Here is a 17,074-nt window from a genome sequence, read left to right on the forward strand (position 1 = left end):
CAGAGGGATAAGAAAATGGCCTGTGAATCGGCTTCTTACTTGTCAAGCCGAAGCAGCGCATCGAAACACCAACCCCAAACGCAAAAAAACTGAAAATAATTATGCCGGCCGGGCCGATACCGTGGCCCAGTAGCGCGTGAAGTACGTCACTTGCAGCCCGTGCGAGGCGCACAGGCTTTCCAGCACGGCGTCGATATCGTCGAGGCGGTAGGTGCCCGTGACGGGGCGCCGCGCCACGGCGGCATCGCAGGCGAGACGCCCGCGCCGGTAGCGCGCCAGCTCCGCCACCAGCTGTTGCAGGGGCCAGTCGGCGGCCACCAGCATGCCGCGCAGCCAGCTGTCCTGGTGCGCGGGCGTGCTCAATACCTCATCCGCGCCGGTGGCGCCGAAGCGCAGCTGCTGCCCCGTTTCCAGGCGGTGCACGGCCTCCGGACGCGCCGCGCAGCGCACTTCCACGGCGTGTTCGAAGACGCTGACGGTGCTGTCATCGTCGTCGCAGCGTATGCCGAAGCGCGTGCCCAGCGCGCGGATCACGCCGTGCGGCGTATCGACGAGGAAGGGGCGCGGATCGGGCGCCGTCGTGATCATGATTTCGCCACGGTGCAGGCGGATGCGGCGGTGCGTGGCGCTGTAAGCGACATCCAGGGCGCTGGCAGTATTCATCTCCAGGCGCCCGCCATCGGCCAGCGTGACGTGGCGGCGCTGGCCCGGCGCCGTGCGCAAGGACGCCGTCAGGGCTTGCCATGGGCCGGATTGCCAGCCCGCCTGGCCCAGCGCGATGCCGCCGCCGGCCGCCACCAGCAGGGCGAGTATCTTGGCGGCCGCGCGCCGGCGCTGCTGCGCCGCCTGCAGCGCCGGCATCGCCAGCGCTGCCGGTATCGCGCCCAGCTGGCCGTCCATGCGCCGCAGCAGGTCCCAGGCCCGTTCATGCTCGGCGCTGGCGTCGCGCCATGCCTGCAGGGCGGCCGGGTCGGCGCTGCCGCACTGGAGCTCCACATGCCAGTGGGCGGCGGCGGCCAGCACCTTGCGGGCGATGGGGGCGGAAGGTGAGGTCGCGGGGCCGAACATCAGGCGGCCGCCAGCATCAGGCATTCCGTGTAGGCGCGCACCAGGTGTTTTTTCACGGTCGGCAGCGAGATGCCGAGGCGCCGGCTGATGTCCACGTAGCTGAGTTCTTCGATTTGCGCCAGCAGGAAGATGGTCCGCGTGCGCGCTCCCAGGCCGTCGAGCAGGCGGTCGACGGCGAGCAGGGTTTCGATGATGATGGCGTGCGTTTCGGCGCACATCGATGCTGGCTCGGCTTGCTGCGCCAGCGCTTCCAGGTAAGCCTGTTCCAGCGCCTGGCGCCGGTAGCGGTCGATCAGCAAGCCGCGCGCGATCGTCGCCAGGTAGCCGCGCGGCTCGCGCAGGGGCGCCAGCGGTGCCACCTCGCGCTTGCCCAGCAGGCGCAAAAAGGTGTCCTGCGCCAGGTCGGCCGCTTCGGCGCGGTTGCCCAGCTTGCCGCGCAGCCAGCCATACAGCCAGCCGTGGTGCTCGCTGTACAGGGTGCTCAGGTGGTTGGCGTGGACGGGACTGACGGTGCTCACTGCGTTCTCCAGGCAAGGGAAGGGCTGGGCTGACGGAACGCGGGGTGCCGGCTGGCTGGGCTGTTTGAGAATGATACTCATTATCACATTGCCGCGCCGCCTGCGTCAATTGGCGTCGCCGCCCAGGCGCCAGCGCAGCTGCCATTGTTGCAGATCCGCCCAGGCTTGCTGCAGCGCGGTGGCGGACCAGTGCAGCAAGCCGTCCAACGCCAGCAGGGTGCGGCGCAGGTGGATGCCGTCAAAAAACACATGGTCGGCCACGACGGTGGCGGCCAGCCAGGCGGCGATGATGACGATGATGTCGTGGCGGCCGCTCTTCCACCAGCGCAACGAGTGGCGGCGGAAGATCCATGGCACGCCCAGCGGATTGGGCCAGTCGGCCAGCAAATGCATGATGCCGCCGGCCGCAAAGCCGAACAGGGGCGGCGCCCAGAGGTGGTGCGGCAATTGCATCCAGGTATAGACGAGCAGGGCGATCCAGGCCAGTCCCCAGTGCGTCCACGTGCGGTGCGTGATCCACAGCCGGTGCGTGCGCGCCCACCAGGCCACTTCCAGCCAGTCCGGCGCCGTGCCGCCCAGCGCGCCCATGACAAAGGCGAGCATGCTCAGCACTTGATAGGGGCCGCCGGCGCCAGCGTGCGCGACCATGGCCGCGGCGATCACGCCGGCAGCCCAACCGGTCGCGTGATGCGCTTTGTTGGAAGCCATAGGAAATGTAAAACGCCGTGCGGGCGCTGTGTGAAGTGCAGGGAAATATTAACTGGATGAATATACAGTATCAAAGGGCAGGAAGGGGTGATATTTGCAGAATATCGGCGATTGAATTGTTAAATTGTGTGTCGGAATAGCCTGGCCAGCGAACTCGGCAACTCATGCCGGCCGGTCAAGTGTGTTGTGCGGCTGATAATGTAATCGGCGCAGGGCGCGCTATGCTGAAGGCAGTCCTGCGTTTTGAAGAGGTTTCGCCATGAAAATCCCACGCGAATTACAGATTCCCGCCATCGTGTTCACGCTGGAAGCGGTGTTCATACTCGGCCTGTCGATGATTTTTCTCGTGCTGGTGCCACGCTAGCGTCCGAAAAAAGGCCATAGCTGCGTTGCACTGCCTTGCCGTACATTCGTACTGTCTTCGGCAGCGCGCCTTGCTCTGACCATTTTTCAGACGCTAGCGGTCAGGTGGCGGGAGGCGTTGTATCAGGCAGTTTGCATGGTGCTATCGCACAGGGCCGCGCCTTCGGTGCGGATGATCCAGCATTCCGGATACGGTTCGCTGGCGAAGCGGTTGTGCCGCGCGAAGCCGCTGAGCTTGTCGAGCGCGGTGGCGGGCGCCAGCGCGGTTTCCTTGCCGCTGGCCGTGTCCAGGTGCCAGAAACCGCCATTGCGGTGGAATAGCACGGGCAGGCAGCTGGCTTGCGGCGTGGCAAGGTGGCTGGCCGGCGCAGGCTGGGCTTCCGGCAGCAGCAGGTAAAAACACTCGGCACGGGCGCCGTGGTCGATGCGGTGCAGGATCACGCCGTGCGCGAGCAGGGCCGTGACGCTGAGCACGACGATGCCCTTGATGCTGGCAGACAATTCGATGCGCATGCCCAGACGCAGGGCGACGGGTTTGTGCTTGCCGGGCCACACGCCATCGAGCAGCACGCCGTAGCGCGACACGTCCTCGATTTCAAAGCCTTGCTGGCCGCGCCGGATGATGGCGTGGCGGCCCGACAGGCGGCGCGTCAAGCCATTGTTGTCCTGGCCGTCGGGGCTGAAATGGCTGAGCAGCACATCGGCTTCCGGGTCCACCAGCTCAAAACGCCCCAGCATGCATTCTTCCAGCGCGAACAGGCGGATCTGGCGCTGTTCGCCCGCTTCCGGCGCCGCATTGACGAGGCAGGCGGCCTGGCTCGGGTGCGGATGGCAGTGGCTGGCGGCGGGCAGGTCGACTTCGATCAATTCCTCGTCCCAGGCGATGGTGGTAAAACCCATGTCGATCTTGCCCTGCGGCGCAGACAGATCCACGTGGGCGATGCCGGCATTGCGCGCCGTCACGTCGAGGTTGCAGCCGTCGCCGCCCGTCACGCGGGCGATCGAGGCGTCGTCGGCCATCACGCGCACGTTTTTGTGGGTGCTGAGGAAGATCTGGTGGATTTCCGTCAGGGTGGCGTCGCGGCGCGGCACGAGGATGACGAAGGTGCACACCCATTTCTGCGCCACGGCGCCATCGACGTGGCTGTGCACTTCGACTTCGATCTGGTATTGCCCGTGTTCCTTGTTGCGTGAGGAAAACTCGACAAACACGGGACGCCAGTCGCCGCGCGTGGCGCGCACGAAATCATGCTGGACGGCACCGCGCGGGATCAGGTCCGAGCGCAGGCGCAAGGTCAGCTGCGGCGCGCAGGCGGCGCTCATGCCGCGCAATTCCATTTTCAGGGTTTGCCGTCCGCCTGCCGCGCGGGGATCGAAGCCGCTGATGTGCAGGTGGGCTTGCACGGGCTGGTAGGCGGCGTGGGCGGCGGCGGTAACGACGGCAGGCGAGGCCGCTGGCGTGGAGGCCGGCATAGTCGCAGGAATGCGGGTGGGCAGCGCTGGCGCGGTTGTGCCCGTCAGCGGTGCGGTAACAGCGTCAGCAGCAGGGGCGTGCGGAAGCGCCGTTGCCGATGGCTCGGAACGGGCGCTGCGCAGTGCGGTCAACAGGTCGTAGCTGCTGGGGGCGGTCGTCGCTTGCGGGTGGTTGCCCGCGCAGACTGTTTCCCCAGGCAAGACCCAGAACGTACAGTGCGGGTGCTCCGGGTTGCTGCATTTTTTCATGACATTCTGACTCGAATCGAGCGGGGACATTTTGCCCTCTGTTATACATGAGAGCTTACGCGCTTTTGCGCTTGCTTGGCAACTTTCACGGCAGCGGAATGCGCTCTTTTTGTCCAAATTCATGTCCCTGGTCACACCTTGCAATACATGTCATGGAAACTATTGCCCAGAAACACATTTTATATCTTTCTGGATATGTTATTTTGATATTGTATGAAACAGGTTTTCCAGCCATGCACGTGGACGCCGGTCGCGCATGGTGATGCCTGCGGCAAGAGCTGGAAGGCGTTTTGTATTATGCTGGCACAGCCGTTCCCCCGATGCCGCCTGACTTCGAAAGACGACCATGCCTGCCCAACGCCCGCTCCAGCTTGCCATAGCCTATGGCGCCACCTTGTGCGTATTCCTGGCCATCGATGCCCTGTGGCTGGCGGTGCTGATGAAGCCGGTGTACGCCGCGGCGCTGGGGCCGCTGCTGGCGGAGTCTCCCCGCTGGGCGCCGGCGACGCTGTTTTATCTGCTGTACGTGGCGGGATTGCTGGTTTTCGCCATTTTGCCGGGCTTGCGTGCGCGCCGCGGGCGCACGGCGGCAGTGCTGGGCGCGCTGCTGGGCCTGCTGGCCTACGGCACCTATGATTTGAGCAACTATGCGACCTTGCGCGACTGGCCGCTGGCCTTGACGGCGATCGACATGGCCTGGGGCGCCGTGCTGTCGTCCGTGTCGGCGACGGCCGGCTACCTGGCAGCTAGCCGGCTGGGGCGGTGAATTCCGCATCGAAGCGCAGCGCCAGCACGGTAATGTTGTCGCTATGCAAGCCTTTGGGTGGATGCGAGAGAAAGTCGTCGAACAGGGCGCTGACGGCTTGTGCCGCAGTCTTGCCGGCGCACAAGGCGGGCCAGCGGGCCGTGAGGGCCAGCGGGTCCTCGCAGGCCCAGAAGCCGTCGCTGGCCAGCAGATAGTGGGCGCCGGGGCGCACGCGCAGCACGCGGCGGTCGCCCAGGTGCGCGAGGAAGGGCGGCAAGATGGCCGCATCGAGGCCGCGCAAGGGCTTGTCGAGCTGCAAGCTGTCGCCGATGGCATTGCCTAAAATGAATGCCTGCGAGATTTGCGGGTGGTGTTCGCCGTGCACGGCGGCCCGCCAGCGCGCCTCGTCGAGCGCGCCGCGCATGGCGTACACGGTGGCCGGCACGTGGTCCACGGTGAGGATGCTGGCAGCCCCGTCGGCAATTTCGTACAGGCGCGAATCGCCCACGTGATACAGCAGCGGCGCTTCGCCGGGCGGCACTTCCAGCAGGGTCAGGGTGGTGCCGGGCGGACGCGCCTGGGCTGGCGCGGCCTCGGCGAAACTGTCCTGCAGCCACGTGTGCAGCGCGTCGAGCCTGGCCGCCAGGCTGGCCGTGTCAAGGCAGGCGGGCATGGCCAGCAAGCCTTGCACGGCCGCTTCCGCCGCTTCGCGTCCGTGGCCGTGGCCGCCCATGCCGTCGAGCACGGCTGCGCGCACGTGGCCGCGCGGCCAGCCCGGCACCTGGCAGTGGAACGGCGCCTGCCGCGACAGGCAGACGGCGTGGCCGCTGGCATCGATCAGCAGGAAGTTGTCCTGGTTTTCGCGGCGCGGCAGGGGGCCGGCGCCCACGCTGGTGCCGGCGGCGGCGTCGAGCCAGGGGCCGAAGTCAAGTCCGTCTTTGATTAAATGCATCGGTCGGTGCGGTCCAGGCGGCCAGCAATGTTGATCATAGGACACAGCTTAGCCGATATTGTGCAGGGGCGATACCTTGCCTTTCACGCAAAAAAACCTGCGGCAGCAGGCTGGCGCAGGTTTTTCATGGAGCAAGTACATGGCGCTGCTTAACGGCGATGGCCCCAGCCACGGCCATGGTCATGGTAGTCTCCGCGGTCATAGTAGTCGCGGCGGCCATGGTCGCGGTAGTAGCCGCGGCCCGGTTGCACGTAGACGACAGCCGGCGGGCCGTAGTAGCGCGGTGGCGGTGCGTAATACACGGGCTGCGGGGCAGGGGCGTAGTACACGGGCTGCGGCGCCGGCGCATAATAGGTTTCGCGGTAACCGCCGCGATAGCCGCCACGGTCGTAATAACGGTCATTCGTACTGATGCTGTTGCCGACGGCCGCGCCCAGCACGCCACCGACGATCGCGCCATTGCGGCCGCCGGTGCTGTTGCCAATGGCCGCTCCGACAACGGCGCCTGCAACGGTATTGAAGTCGCGGTCACCGGCGACTGCGGCCGAAGACACAGCCACTGCCGCTACCATTACCGCACCCAGGAGTTTCTTGTTCAACATGGCATTTCCTTCCATTCCGGCGAGATCACAATGATCTGCATGGACTGGACTATATCTGCTGTCGCAACCGTGTTCCATGTCTAATACAACTTATTACAATCCTGCCCCGGCCGTAACAAGTCAGCGCAGGCGCGCCTGCCATTCCGGACGCAGCAGGCTGTACATTTTGACATCGCGCATCACGCCATTGATAAAGAAGGCCTGGCGCAGCAAGCCTTCCTGGGTAAAGCCGTTCTTTTGCGCGATGCGCTCGGAACCGATGTTCAGCGGGTCCATCAGCAGCTCCAGCCGGTGATACGGATAGGCGTTGAACAGGTAGTCGACCAGCAGGCGCGTCGCTTCGCTGATGTAGCCGCGTCCATCCCGCTGCCGGTCGAACAGGCGGTAGCCGATCTCGCGCGAGGCTGGCGTGCGGCTCTTGAAGTGCGTGATCGTGCCGATGATGTGCTGGGCGTGGTCTTCGATGAGGAACAATTCGCTGTCCTCGGTCACGAAGCCCGATTGCAGGAAGTCGCGCCGCATGGCCTCGGGCGACTTGAATTGCATCGAGAAAAACTCGCCGCGCGAGGGCAGGTCGTTGACGAGGGAAATATAGGTATTCAGGTCGGCGGCCTGCAGATGCCGGACGGTACAGAGTGTTCCCTTGAGCATGGCGGTTTCCGGTAGCGATCACGATTCTGATGGTAATCGAGTCTGGGGGGCGAGGCAATCGATCCCGTAAAAGTTGCTGCAATGACAGAATAAATACGCTATCGTAGAAAAAGTCGCGCCTTGCCCATGGCCACGGCGTACCCGCTCCGACCTCGTTGACTGGATTTGAACACATGCATAGCATCCTGACTGGCGCGCCATTGCGCCGTTCCGCCGTATCCCTTGCCCTTGGCTGCATCGTCAGCGCCGGCGCCTTTGCCGCCGCGCCGGGCAATGCGCCGCAAGCGCTGGCGCAGGTGCGCGACACCGCGCTGCAAAGCGACTGGGCGTACGCCCGCCTGGCCGACATGACGGATCTGATCGGCCCGCGCCTGTCCGGTTCCGCCGGCGCGGCCGCCGCCGTGCAGCAGGTGGCCGACACCATGCGCCGGCTGGGCGCCACCGTCACCTTGCAGCCCGTGAAAGTGCCGCACTGGGTGCGCGGCGTGGAAACGGCGGAAATCGTCGATTACGCGGGGCGTCCGCAGGGCGTGTCGCAGCGCGTGGTGCTCACGGCCCTGGGCGGCTCCGGCGCCACGCCGGCCGCCGGCCTGACGGCGCCCGTGATCATCGTCAGGAGCCTGGATGAACTCAAGGCGCGCGCGTCGGAAGTGAAGGGCGCCATCGTGCTGATCGACACGCCGTTCGACCAGGAGATGGCCGAGCGCGGCCTGGCCGGCGTCACCTATGGCCAGGGTTCGCGCGCGCGCTTCCTCGGGCCGAAGGCGGCGGCCGACCTGGGCGCGGCTGCCGCGCTGGTGCGCTCGGTGGGCGGCGCCGATTTCCGCATCCCGCACGCGGGCGCCACGGGCCTGGACGAGAATAAACGCATTCCCGCTGCCGCCGTCACCGTGGAAGACGCCTTGCTGATGGGCCGCCTGGCCGCGCGCGGCCCCCTGAAAATGCACCTGACCCTGACGCCGCAAAACCTGCCGGAAGCGGACAGCTACAACGTCATCGCCGACTGGCCGGGCACGGACAAGGCGGACGAAGTGGTGGTGGTCTCGGGCCACCTCGATTCCTGGGACCTGGCGACGGGCGCGCACGACGACGGCGCCGGCGTCGTGGCAGCCATGGGCGTGGTGGAAACCCTGAAAAAGCTCGACTACCGTCCGCGCCGCACCATCCGCGTAATCGCCTGGATGAACGAGGAAAATGGCGGGCGCGGCGGCCAGGCCTATTTCGAGGCCCACAAGCAGGCGCTCGGCAAACAATACGCGGCCATCGAGATGGATAGCGGCGCCGGCCGCCCGTTCGGCATCCTTGCCAGCGTGGGGCCGAAGTCGGAAAAACTGTTCGCGCCCCTGCGCGCGGCCCTGCTGCCGATGGGCGCGCACGCCTTCACGCGCCGCGATGCGCTGGGCACGGGCGACTTGCACCGCCTGGAAACGGGCGGCGTACCGAGTTTCGAGCCGCTGGTGGACAGCCACAGTTACTTCCACTACCACCACACGGCGGCCGACACGCTGGACAAGGTCGACCCGGAAAACCTGAAGCGCAACGTGGCGCTGATGTCGTCGCTGGCCTGGTTCCTGGCCAATATCGACGGCGAGATCGGCCGCGCGCCGGAGCAGGGCGAGTAAGCGCCAGTGCTGGCGCCGGCAACTTGGTGCCAGCAATGCATGCCAAGGTAAACACCATGTCGCTACCCGATCTGAATCTGTTGATCACCCTCGATGTCCTGCTGGCCGAAGGCAGCGTCACGCGCGCGGCGCGGCGCTTGCGTTTGAGTCCATCGGCCATGAGCCGCGCCCTGGCGCGCCTGCGCGAGACGACGGGCGATCCGCTGCTGGTGCGCGCCGGCCGTGAACTGGTGCCCACGCCGCGCGCGCTGGAGCTGCGCGCAAGAGTGGCTCCCCTGCTGGGCGAGGTGCTGGCCGTGCTGGGACCGGCGCAGCAGCTGGATCCGCGCCAGCTGGCGCAAACGTTTACGCTGCGTTCGAGCGACGGTTTCGTGGAAAATTTCGGCCCGGCGCTGCTCGCGCATATCGGCGCGCAAGCGCCAGGCGTGCGTCTGCGCTTCGTGCAAAAGCTCGACCGCGAAAGCGTGCAGCTGCGCGAGGGCAGCATCGACCTGGAAACGGGCGTGATCGGCAGCCTCACCAGCCCGGAAGTGCGCACGCGCAGGCTGTTCGGCGACCGTTTCGTGGGCGTGGTGCGCAGCGGCCATCCGCTGGCGCAGGGCGACATCAGCGCCGAGCGCTATGCGGCCGGCCGGCATGTGCTGGTGGCGCGGCGCGACCAGGAGACGGGGCCGATGGACGACGCGCTGGCCGCGCTGGGGTTGCAGCGCACGATCTCCAGCATCGTCGGCGGCTTCACGGCGGCGCTGGCGCTGGCCGCCGGCTCCGACCTGATCGCCACCGTGCCTGAACGGCATACGGGCAATCTGCGCGCCGGTATGTTCAGTTTTGCGCTGCCGCTGCGCATGCCCGACCTGACCGTGTCGCTGATGTGGCATCCGCGCATGGATGCCGACCCCGCCCACCGCTGGCTGCGCGGCTGCGTGGTCGACGCTTGCGCGGCCCGGATCAATGCCGGCTGACGCCGCCGGCGCGCCAGCTCAGGGCCAGCAGCAGCCGGACAGGGTGGCGCCGCAGGCCAGGGCCAGCAGCAACAGAGGGACAGGCAGGGATGGGATTGCACGGGTGCGTATCATGCGGAGTCTCCAGTTTTGCTCAGGGTGCGGCCAAGCACGAAAATGACCAGCGCGGCGAGTATCAGCGCGCTGGCCACGCCAAAGGTGGCGTGCATGCCGCCGATCATGGCGGCTGGCCGGGCGCTGGCGATATCGCCGGCGCCGGCAGCGAAGACGGCGCCCATCACGGAGGCGCCCGTGACGAGTCCCAGATTGCGCGACAGATTGACCATGCCGGAAATGACGCCGCGCTGCTCGGCAACGATATCGCCCATGACTGCCGTATTGTTGGCTGCCTGGAACAGCGCATAGCTGGCCGTGAGCAGCATGATGGGCGCGACGTAGCCGGGAATGCCCAGGCTGGCGGGCAGCAGGGCCAGCGCCAGGCAGGCGGCCGCCGCGCCGCACAGGCCCGCGCCGCCCATGCGCTGCGCGCCGTAGCGGTCCACCAGCCAGCCGGACGGCACGCCGCAGAACGCCGCCACCAGCGGCCCCGCCGCCAGCACCATGCCGGTAACGGCCGTGCCCAAACCCAGGCCGCGTGCCAGGTAGAAGGGGCCGACTACCAGGGTGGACATCATCACCGTCGCCACCAGCATGCTGGTCGCCAGGCCGGCGCTAAGCATGGGCGCGCGCAGCATGGCCAGGCGTATCAGCGGCGCCGGCGCCTTCAGCTCGACCCGGACGAACAGGATGGCGCCGATGCAGGCGGCCAGCAGCAGCGCTGCGTTGCGCACGCCGAAATGGCCGCGGCCCAGGGTCATGGCCAGCGCATAGGCACCCAGGGTCAGCGCCAGCAGCGCAGTGCCGCGGTGGTCGAACACGGGCCGTTTGGCGTGCGCGTCGCGCTGGTCCGCCGGCAGGCAGCGCCAGGCCAGCAGCAGCGCCAGGCCGGCCAGCGGCACGTTGATGAGGAAAATGGCTTGCCAGCCGAAGCGCGCGATCAGCAGGCCGCCCAGCGCGGGGCCCATCATGGTGCCGACGGCGGACATGGTGCCGAGCAGGCCCATGGCGCCGCCCGTCCTGGCCTTGGGGACGGTGCTGCCGACCATGGCCATGGTCAGCGCCATCATGACGGACGCGCCCAGGCCTTGCAGGGCGCGCGCGGCAACCAGCAGCCACAAGGTGGGCGCCAGCGCGCACAGGATGGAAGCCATGGCAAACAGCGCGATGCCGGCCAGCAGCAGGCGGCGCCGGCCGACCATGTCGCCGAGGCGGCCCACGCTGACGATCAGGGCGGTGATGGCCAGCAGATAGGCGAGCACGATCCATTGCACATCCTGGAACGGAGCCTGCAGGGCCCTGGCCATGTCGGGCAGGCCGACGTTGGCGATGCTGGTGCCCAGCGCGGGCAGCAGCATCGCCAGGGACAGGCTGGCAAGCGCGCCGCGCACGGGCATCGTGGCGCTGCCGGCCTGGGACGCCTGCTGGCTGGGTGAAGCGGGTTTTGACGGTGCATGCATGGCGTGGCTGATCCTCGAATGGGGTCATTACATGGTATCGAGGGATATGGCATGGCGGAAGGCGCATCATTTGCATTGTGTTGTTGCGTTTGACGCCATGTGTGCGGCGCGGCCGGTTCGCCTGGAAGCTCGCTGCGCGCCGGCGGCCAGTACTTGGACTTTATTTCGAGTAACCCTGCAAATTGTCCGCCGTGTCATGCCGGATGCCCCACCACGGCAAATACGCATTGTTTTCGCCGCGCGCGCGGAACCACGGTTTGTCGTGGGCGATGGGCCGCACCGTGGCTGGCGGCAAGACCAGCACGCCCGTGACGCCGTCAGGATCGCTGGTGCCCGCCACCAGCACGGGCTTGCCGACGTGGTTCGCATGGGCGATACCCAGGGCGACATTGGTCAGCGCCGTGCCGGCGCCCATTTCGCCCAGCAGGGCCGGCGTATTGAAGGTCTGCGGCAGGAAGTCGAATCCCGGTACTTCCAGGGTCAGCGCTTGCGCCAGCTGACCCAGACGGTCGGATGACGAGGGCAGGTTCTTGCTGGCGTCGTGGATGACGTAGCCGATGTCTTCTTCCGTCTTGCCGCCATGGCGCGCCGCCTCGGCAAATACCGCCTGCCACGCCTGCACGGCGCGCGGCGGCTTGTCCTTGCCCGCTTCAAAATCGGCCACCTTGCGCGTGGCCGGATAGCCTATCCACGCCAGCGCCGCGCGCTCCGTCTTGTAATCGGGGCCGGCCAGCACCAGCAGCACCAGGTTTTCATTGATCTGCATGGTCTTCGGCCGGCTCGGCGCATCCCAGTTCATCACCCACACGGTTTCCTTCGGATGCGCTTCCAGGTAGGCCAGCGCGGCTTTCAGTGAGGTAAAACCCGCGTTGTTGCCGCCCAGGGTGATGCGCACGTCGGGTGGGGTGGCGCGGGTCCAGAGGGTGGGGAAATTGACATTGCCGATGCTGAAGGTGTCGGTGATGGTTTGTTGCGTGAATTGGTGTACTTCTGCCAGATCGAATTTTTCGTCAGGCAGGGCATATTCCACGCGGATACCGGCCAATTCGCGCCAGTTCTGTTTTTTATCCTTGGGGTAGACGTGGTAGAAGTAGGTGGGACTGGAATAATAAATATCGTGGAAATTGCTCATCAGTTCGAGTAGATATTTATGGTGATAGCCCTTGAACGTTTCCCTTCCATTGATATCGTGGGCAATGGGGGCGACTGCCTGCAAGGTACTGAAACCCCTGGGATCCGTCCTGACCATATCGTCATTCTTGTTGGGTTTGGCCAGGCCGAGCGTCCAGAGCAGCTGCCACTCGGTGGGATAGTCGCGTCGTTGCAGAGGGTTGAGCCACTGCAGGCCCACGACCTGTGCCCGGAAGGGAGCTTGGACAGTGGTTTTTGGGAGACCGTCTTCTTTCTGCGCCGGCTTCACGGCGCAGGCTGTCAATAGCGCAAACATGGAGCTGGCGGCCAGCATGGGCAGCGCGAGGAACTGTTTCATGAAGTCTCCAGGAGAATGGACATGCTGGTGACCGGCATAGCCCGGCCAGGTGAAACCAAGTGCTAGGAAAATGACGCAGAGAAACGTGGCGATGGCCCAGGTCAGTCGCTGGCGCGGCGTGGCAATGAACTTATGCACAGTCAGTCCTTAGCGCAAAGTTGCTGGAAGTGCTGGCGGGCTTGGCGTTCTGGCGCTCGTCTATGATGCCTCTCGGCTTTCTGGCAGGGCTGTCTTTGTCATTTGCCCACGTAAATAGAGGGACAGTTTTAAATGTGCCATTGTCGTAGTATTCAAAGAATTCTCCAGACTCGAAAGAGGCGCCTTTCAATAGGCTCCAATCCGCCGCAACCCTTAATTCGCGCAAATCCTCCTGCCTGATCGTGCACACCCCCACCGCCACGTCATATGCCAGCGCCTTTTCCGCATGCTCGGGATTGGTCATGATGGTCGAGTGATCGGTGGCGTGGGTGTCGATATTGGCGGCCAGGTAGTTCCGGATTTCCTGCTTGCGCCAGGCATTGAATTTCGTGGAAGCCTCTTCCGGCTGGTCCACCGCCGTCACAGGCTTGCCATTTTCGGCCCAGCCGTCGCGCCTGGCCTGCATGCGCAGCATGCCGTTCTGTTCGTAGCGCAGCGTTGCCTCTGTGTGCACATCGCCCTTGCCCTGGGAACGGTAAGGCGCATACGCGTCATCGGCGTCGGCGGCGCGTTCCTTGTGCAGGGAGTCGGTCGGGGCATCGCAGTCTTCGTCAAATGCTTCGCCGATGTCGGCAAAACGCTTTGAATGCGGCAGGAAGGGCACGGGCAGCTTGGGCGCCTTCATCGGCAGCCGCCAGACCTTGGGCGGCAGGGCGTTGATGCGCGTGCCGGCCGTCCTGGCGAGAATGATGACGATGGGCGCGAACAAAAAAGTCAGTATCTTGCGGCCGATGCCTTTGCTGGCCCGCATGCCCTTTTCGATCGAGTACTCGGCGACCAGTGAGCGCGGGTGCCAGAAATCAAGGCTGTCCGGCGCCAAGGGCTGGCCATTGCGCTGCCAGATATCGTAGTCCTGTTCATTTTCCTGGCCGACGAGGTGGTTTTGCGCAAACACGCGCTGGGTGAAGACGCCTTCTCCGCCCGTATCGGCAATTTCCTGCGCCGACATGCCGCGCCAGCCTATGCCCTGCACGGGCGTGGCGGAAATCACCTGGTCGTGCGGATTGAAATACAAGGTGACCCTGCCATAGGTGGAGCCATGCAAGCCGTGGTCGGCACGGTCGAACGCGGCCGTATAGCTGTCCTTGCGTTCAGGCTTGCGATTGGCGCTGCACTCGTCGACCAAGGCGGCATCCTGCTGCATTGCCGAGCGGGTGCGCAGGATGTTGAAAAACGCTTTCAAGGTTTGCGTGCGCGCCGCGTATTTTTGCCGGCCCGTGTTGCCATGTTCGTCCGTCAAATGGCCGCTGACCCAGTTTTCCGTGAAGTTGCTGTCGAGCAAACTGTAGGGCGGATTGCACAGCACATAGCTGTCGGCTACGGCGGACGGTCCCAGGGTTTCGCCGAGAAAGGCGGCCGCCATGGCCACCATATTGCCCTGGCTATGGCAGACGATGGTGACGGGCGCGTCGTGCTGGCATGCCCTGATCGATTGCACGAGACGCGCCAGGCGCCAGGCGGCAAACACGAAATACGGGCGTGGCGGGCAGGCATACACTTGCCGGTCATTCGTCGGGTTCATGTGCTGGATATGCATCCACAGGAACAGTTCCTCGGACAAGCCCTGGCCCCACAGATCGGGCAGGGCGCTGCAGCCGTTGGCGAACGGTCCGCCGCCCCAGTAATTCTTTTCGTTGAGATAGATGCCGTCGCCAAATGCCTGCAACTCCTTGCCATTGGCCTTGTAGCCCCAGCGGAAGCGGATCACGGGTGAATTGGCATCGTCCGCCTGCAGGAAGGTGCTGGCGTTGCGCTTGGGATTGAGGAAGCCGTCATCCGTCAATTCGCGCGCGTAGGTGGCGGCCTGCATCTGTCCGGCCGCCGGGCCCGGGATCGCCAGATCCTCGTCGCGTCGCTTCAGGCGCGCATTCAGGCCGGCGCACAGCCCTTGTTCGGCCTGCTCATACCATTCGCCGTCGGAATTGACGCCATGCACGAAGATGACGAGGCCGGGACGGGGCAGGCGCGTGACGGCCTGGAGCAGCGCATGGCTGAACAAGGTCGTGCCTTCGGCTTCGGCGAGCAGGATGCAATTGCCAGCTAGCGTAGGGTCGGGCGACATGCGGGCGCTCCGTCAACGTTAAAGATGAAAAGCGGCGCCCAAGCGAACTCAGGCAATCTGCACTGTATGCGGATTGCCTGAGGTGGGACTTGCGTGGTGTCAAGAAAGGAGGCGCGGCGGGCGGGGAATGCCGGGGAAATCAGATCGCGTTCAGCGGTATTTTGAGGTAGCGCACGCCATTGTCTTCCGGCTCGGGCAGCTTGCCCGCGTTGATGTTGACCTGGATGGCGGGCAAGATCAATGTCGGCATGTCCAGGGTGGCGTCGCGGCTGGTGCGCATGGCCACGAATTGTTCTTCCGTGATGCCGTCGCGCAAGTGGATGTTGCCGGCGCGCTGTTCGGCCACCGTCACTTCCCAGCGCGGCGCGCGGCCGTTGGGCGGGTAGTCGTGGCACATGAACAGCCGCGTCTGCGGCGGCAGCGACAGCAAACGCTGCGCGGAGCGGTACAGCAGCGCAGCGGAGCCGCCGGGAAAGTCGCAGCGGGCCGAGCCCACATCCGGCATGAACAGGGTGTCGCCGACAAACACGGCGTCGCCGATCTGGTACGCCAGGTCGGCCGGCGTGTGGCCGGGCACATGCAGCGCGCGCACTTCCAATGCGCCGATATGGAATACCTGGTCGGGCGCGAACAGCTGGTCGAACTGCGAGCCGTCGGCCTTGGCCGCACCCTGGTGGTAGACGGCGGCGAACGCCTGCTGCACCGTCTGGATGGCGGCGCCGATGGCCACGTCGCCGCCCAGCTGCTGCTGCAGGTAGGGCGCGGCGGACAGGTGATCCGCATGCGCATGGGTTTCCAGCAGCCAGCGGCACTGCAAGCCGTGTTCGCGCACGAAGGCGATCACCTTGTCGGCCGAGGCGGTGGAGGTGCGGCCCGCCTTGGGATCGTAGTCGAGCACGGAATCGATGATGGCGCAGTCCCGCCCGTCGGCCTCATACACGATATAGGTGACGGTGGCGGTGGCGGGGTCGAAGAAGGCTTGGATTTGTGGGGTCATCGCGGCGGCAGGGGACGGGCAAGGGATGGACAGGGAAGGGCATTATAGCGCCAGAGTTCGCTGAAAAAATGTTGAAAATTGACATTTAACATGCGGAAAACAGATAAGCGGGCAGGCATGCGCCCGTCACAGTCGTGCGCACCCTGGCGCTTGCTGCATGGTAACCTCATCCTACAAGGAGGAATTCATGAACGATACCACTGCACGCAGCGAGCAATACCGCGGTTTTACGATTTCGGTGACCCCGCAAAAGGACAATGACGATCTATGGGATTTTACCTACAGCCTGCAGCGCGAAGGCGAGACGGCGGCGCAGGCGATCACGCGCAGCCGTACCCTGGGCGGCTATGCGGCGCCCGAAACGGCTTGCACGGCCGGCCTGGAAGTGGCCAAGACGGAAGTCGATAATCTGCTGCGCCCTTGAGCCAGCGTAAATCGTTTAGCCCGAAAGTGCGCCTGGCTACGGCTGGCGCGTGAAACACGTCGCTAGCGGCCCCGCTTCATGCTACGATTTCCCCATTGAGTCAGTCACGAAGGAGGCACCCCATGAACAGCAGTTCTAAAATTCACTATAAAGGCTGGGAAATCGTTCCCCTGGCCGTGCCCACCACCGATGGCAAATGGTCGGCCAGCTGCGACATCGAGCGCGCCACGGCGGAAGGCCTGGAAGTGTTCGAAGGCTCGACCATGCAGTTCGTGCGCGACGACGAGGAGGGCGCCATTGCCGCCGCCTGCGAAGAAGCCGTGCGCCAGATCGACAACATCATCGCCAACCCGCTGGTACGGCTGGCCTAGTTCTTCACTCTTTCACTGTTCCCGCAGCCGGCATCCGCCGGCTGTTTTTATTGCGCGCCACCGG

At 65.2% G+C, this 17,074-nt stretch carries 16 protein-coding genes; 5 read left to right on the plus strand and 11 right to left on the minus strand.

What is annotated here, in order from left to right; translation table 11 throughout:
* Window positions 1–99: 99 nt before the first annotated feature.
* The 4 genes from OX460_RS01660 to OX460_RS01675 all read right to left on the minus strand — a co-directional run bounded on the left by OX460_RS01660 (window position 100) and on the right by OX460_RS01675 (window position 4,379).
* Window positions 100–1,092: a FecR domain-containing protein gene (locus OX460_RS01660; protein WP_099667416.1), complete on the minus strand. Its 993-nt coding sequence runs from the start codon at window positions 1,090–1,092 to the stop codon at window positions 100–102.
* Window positions 1,068–1,586 carry a sigma-70 family RNA polymerase sigma factor gene (locus OX460_RS01665; protein WP_289897401.1) on the minus strand — a complete coding sequence of 173 codons (519 nt, stop codon included), beginning with the start codon at window positions 1,584–1,586 and terminating at the stop codon, window positions 1,068–1,070. The genes OX460_RS01660 and OX460_RS01665 overlap by 25 nt, the downstream gene beginning before the upstream one ends.
* A 105-nt stretch (window positions 1,587–1,691) precedes the next feature.
* The gene (locus tag OX460_RS01670) at window positions 1,692–2,294 is read right to left on the minus strand and encodes a metal-dependent hydrolase (RefSeq protein WP_289897402.1); all 603 of its coding nucleotides are present in this window, start codon (window positions 2,292–2,294) and stop codon (window positions 1,692–1,694) included.
* A 486-nt stretch (window positions 2,295–2,780) separates the two neighbouring features.
* Window positions 2,781–4,379, minus strand: a complete 1,599-nt coding sequence (locus OX460_RS01675) for an FHA domain-containing protein (protein ID WP_289897403.1) — start codon at window positions 4,377–4,379, stop codon at window positions 2,781–2,783.
* A gap of 346 nt (window positions 4,380–4,725) precedes the next feature.
* Between OX460_RS01675 and OX460_RS01680 the strand changes: the two genes are divergently transcribed.
* Complete coding sequence (locus tag OX460_RS01680; RefSeq protein ID WP_099667419.1) at window positions 4,726–5,145, plus strand: DUF2177 family protein; 420 nt, start codon at window positions 4,726–4,728, stop codon at window positions 5,143–5,145.
* On the opposite strand, the gene OX460_RS01685 is transcribed toward OX460_RS01680, so the two are convergent.
* The 3 genes from OX460_RS01685 to OX460_RS01695 all read right to left on the minus strand — a co-directional run bounded on the left by OX460_RS01685 (window position 5,126) and on the right by OX460_RS01695 (window position 7,329).
* Window positions 5,126–6,076 (minus strand): protein phosphatase 2C domain-containing protein, encoded by a 951-nt coding sequence (locus OX460_RS01685; protein WP_289897404.1) that lies wholly within the window; start codon window positions 6,074–6,076, stop codon window positions 5,126–5,128. The two genes, OX460_RS01680 and OX460_RS01685, sit on opposite strands and share 20 nt — an antisense overlap.
* A gap of 149 nt (window positions 6,077–6,225) precedes the next feature.
* Window positions 6,226–6,678, minus strand: a complete 453-nt coding sequence (locus OX460_RS01690; RefSeq protein WP_099667421.1) for a glycine zipper domain-containing protein — start codon at window positions 6,676–6,678, stop codon at window positions 6,226–6,228.
* Window positions 6,679–6,798: 120 nt separating this feature from the next.
* Entirely contained in the window at window positions 6,799–7,329 is a 531-nt protein-coding gene (locus OX460_RS01695) for a GNAT family protein (RefSeq protein ID WP_099378762.1), read from the minus strand.
* Between the two features lie 173 nt (window positions 7,330–7,502).
* Between OX460_RS01695 and OX460_RS01700 the strand changes: the two genes are divergently transcribed.
* Window positions 7,503–8,951 carry a M20/M25/M40 family metallo-hydrolase gene (locus OX460_RS01700; protein ID WP_099667422.1) on the plus strand — a complete coding sequence of 483 codons (1,449 nt, stop codon included), beginning with the start codon at window positions 7,503–7,505 and terminating at the stop codon, window positions 8,949–8,951.
* Between the two features lie 56 nt (window positions 8,952–9,007).
* Window positions 9,008–9,913 (plus strand): LysR family transcriptional regulator, encoded by a 906-nt coding sequence (locus tag OX460_RS01705; RefSeq protein WP_289897405.1) that lies wholly within the window; start codon window positions 9,008–9,010, stop codon window positions 9,911–9,913.
* Between the two features lie 110 nt (window positions 9,914–10,023).
* On the opposite strand, the gene OX460_RS01710 is transcribed toward OX460_RS01705, so the two are convergent.
* From OX460_RS01710 to OX460_RS01725, 4 genes are all read right to left on the minus strand, one after another.
* Window positions 10,024–11,469 (minus strand): MFS transporter, encoded by a 1,446-nt coding sequence (locus OX460_RS01710; RefSeq protein WP_289897406.1) that lies wholly within the window; start codon window positions 11,467–11,469, stop codon window positions 10,024–10,026.
* 160 nt (window positions 11,470–11,629) lie between these two features.
* The gene (locus OX460_RS01715) at window positions 11,630–12,958 is read right to left on the minus strand and encodes a virulence factor (protein WP_289897407.1); all 1,329 of its coding nucleotides are present in this window, start codon (window positions 12,956–12,958) and stop codon (window positions 11,630–11,632) included.
* A 130-nt stretch (window positions 12,959–13,088) separates the two neighbouring features.
* Window positions 13,089–15,218 carry a DUF3274 domain-containing protein gene (locus OX460_RS01720; RefSeq protein ID WP_289897408.1) on the minus strand — a complete coding sequence of 710 codons (2,130 nt, stop codon included), beginning with the start codon at window positions 15,216–15,218 and terminating at the stop codon, window positions 13,089–13,091.
* Window positions 15,219–15,357: 139 nt separating this feature from the next.
* On the minus strand, window positions 15,358–16,215 hold the full coding sequence (locus OX460_RS01725) for an MBL fold metallo-hydrolase (protein WP_289897409.1): 858 nt from the start codon (window positions 16,213–16,215) through the stop codon (window positions 15,358–15,360).
* Window positions 16,216–16,402: 187 nt separating this feature from the next.
* Here OX460_RS01725 and OX460_RS01730 point away from each other — a divergent pair, with 187 nt between their 5' ends.
* Both OX460_RS01730 and OX460_RS01735 read left to right on the plus strand, forming a co-directional pair.
* Window positions 16,403–16,639, plus strand: a complete 237-nt coding sequence (locus tag OX460_RS01730; RefSeq protein WP_152283466.1) for a hypothetical protein — start codon at window positions 16,403–16,405, stop codon at window positions 16,637–16,639.
* A 122-nt stretch (window positions 16,640–16,761) separates the two neighbouring features.
* Window positions 16,762–17,010: a hypothetical protein gene (locus OX460_RS01735; RefSeq protein ID WP_034751890.1), complete on the plus strand. Its 249-nt coding sequence runs from the start codon at window positions 16,762–16,764 to the stop codon at window positions 17,008–17,010.
* The last annotated feature ends 64 nt before the right edge of the window (window positions 17,011–17,074 follow it).

This window comes from Janthinobacterium sp. SUN033, from assembly GCF_030397595.1.
Classification (GTDB): domain Bacteria; phylum Pseudomonadota; class Gammaproteobacteria; order Burkholderiales; family Burkholderiaceae_D; genus Janthinobacterium; species Janthinobacterium kumbetense.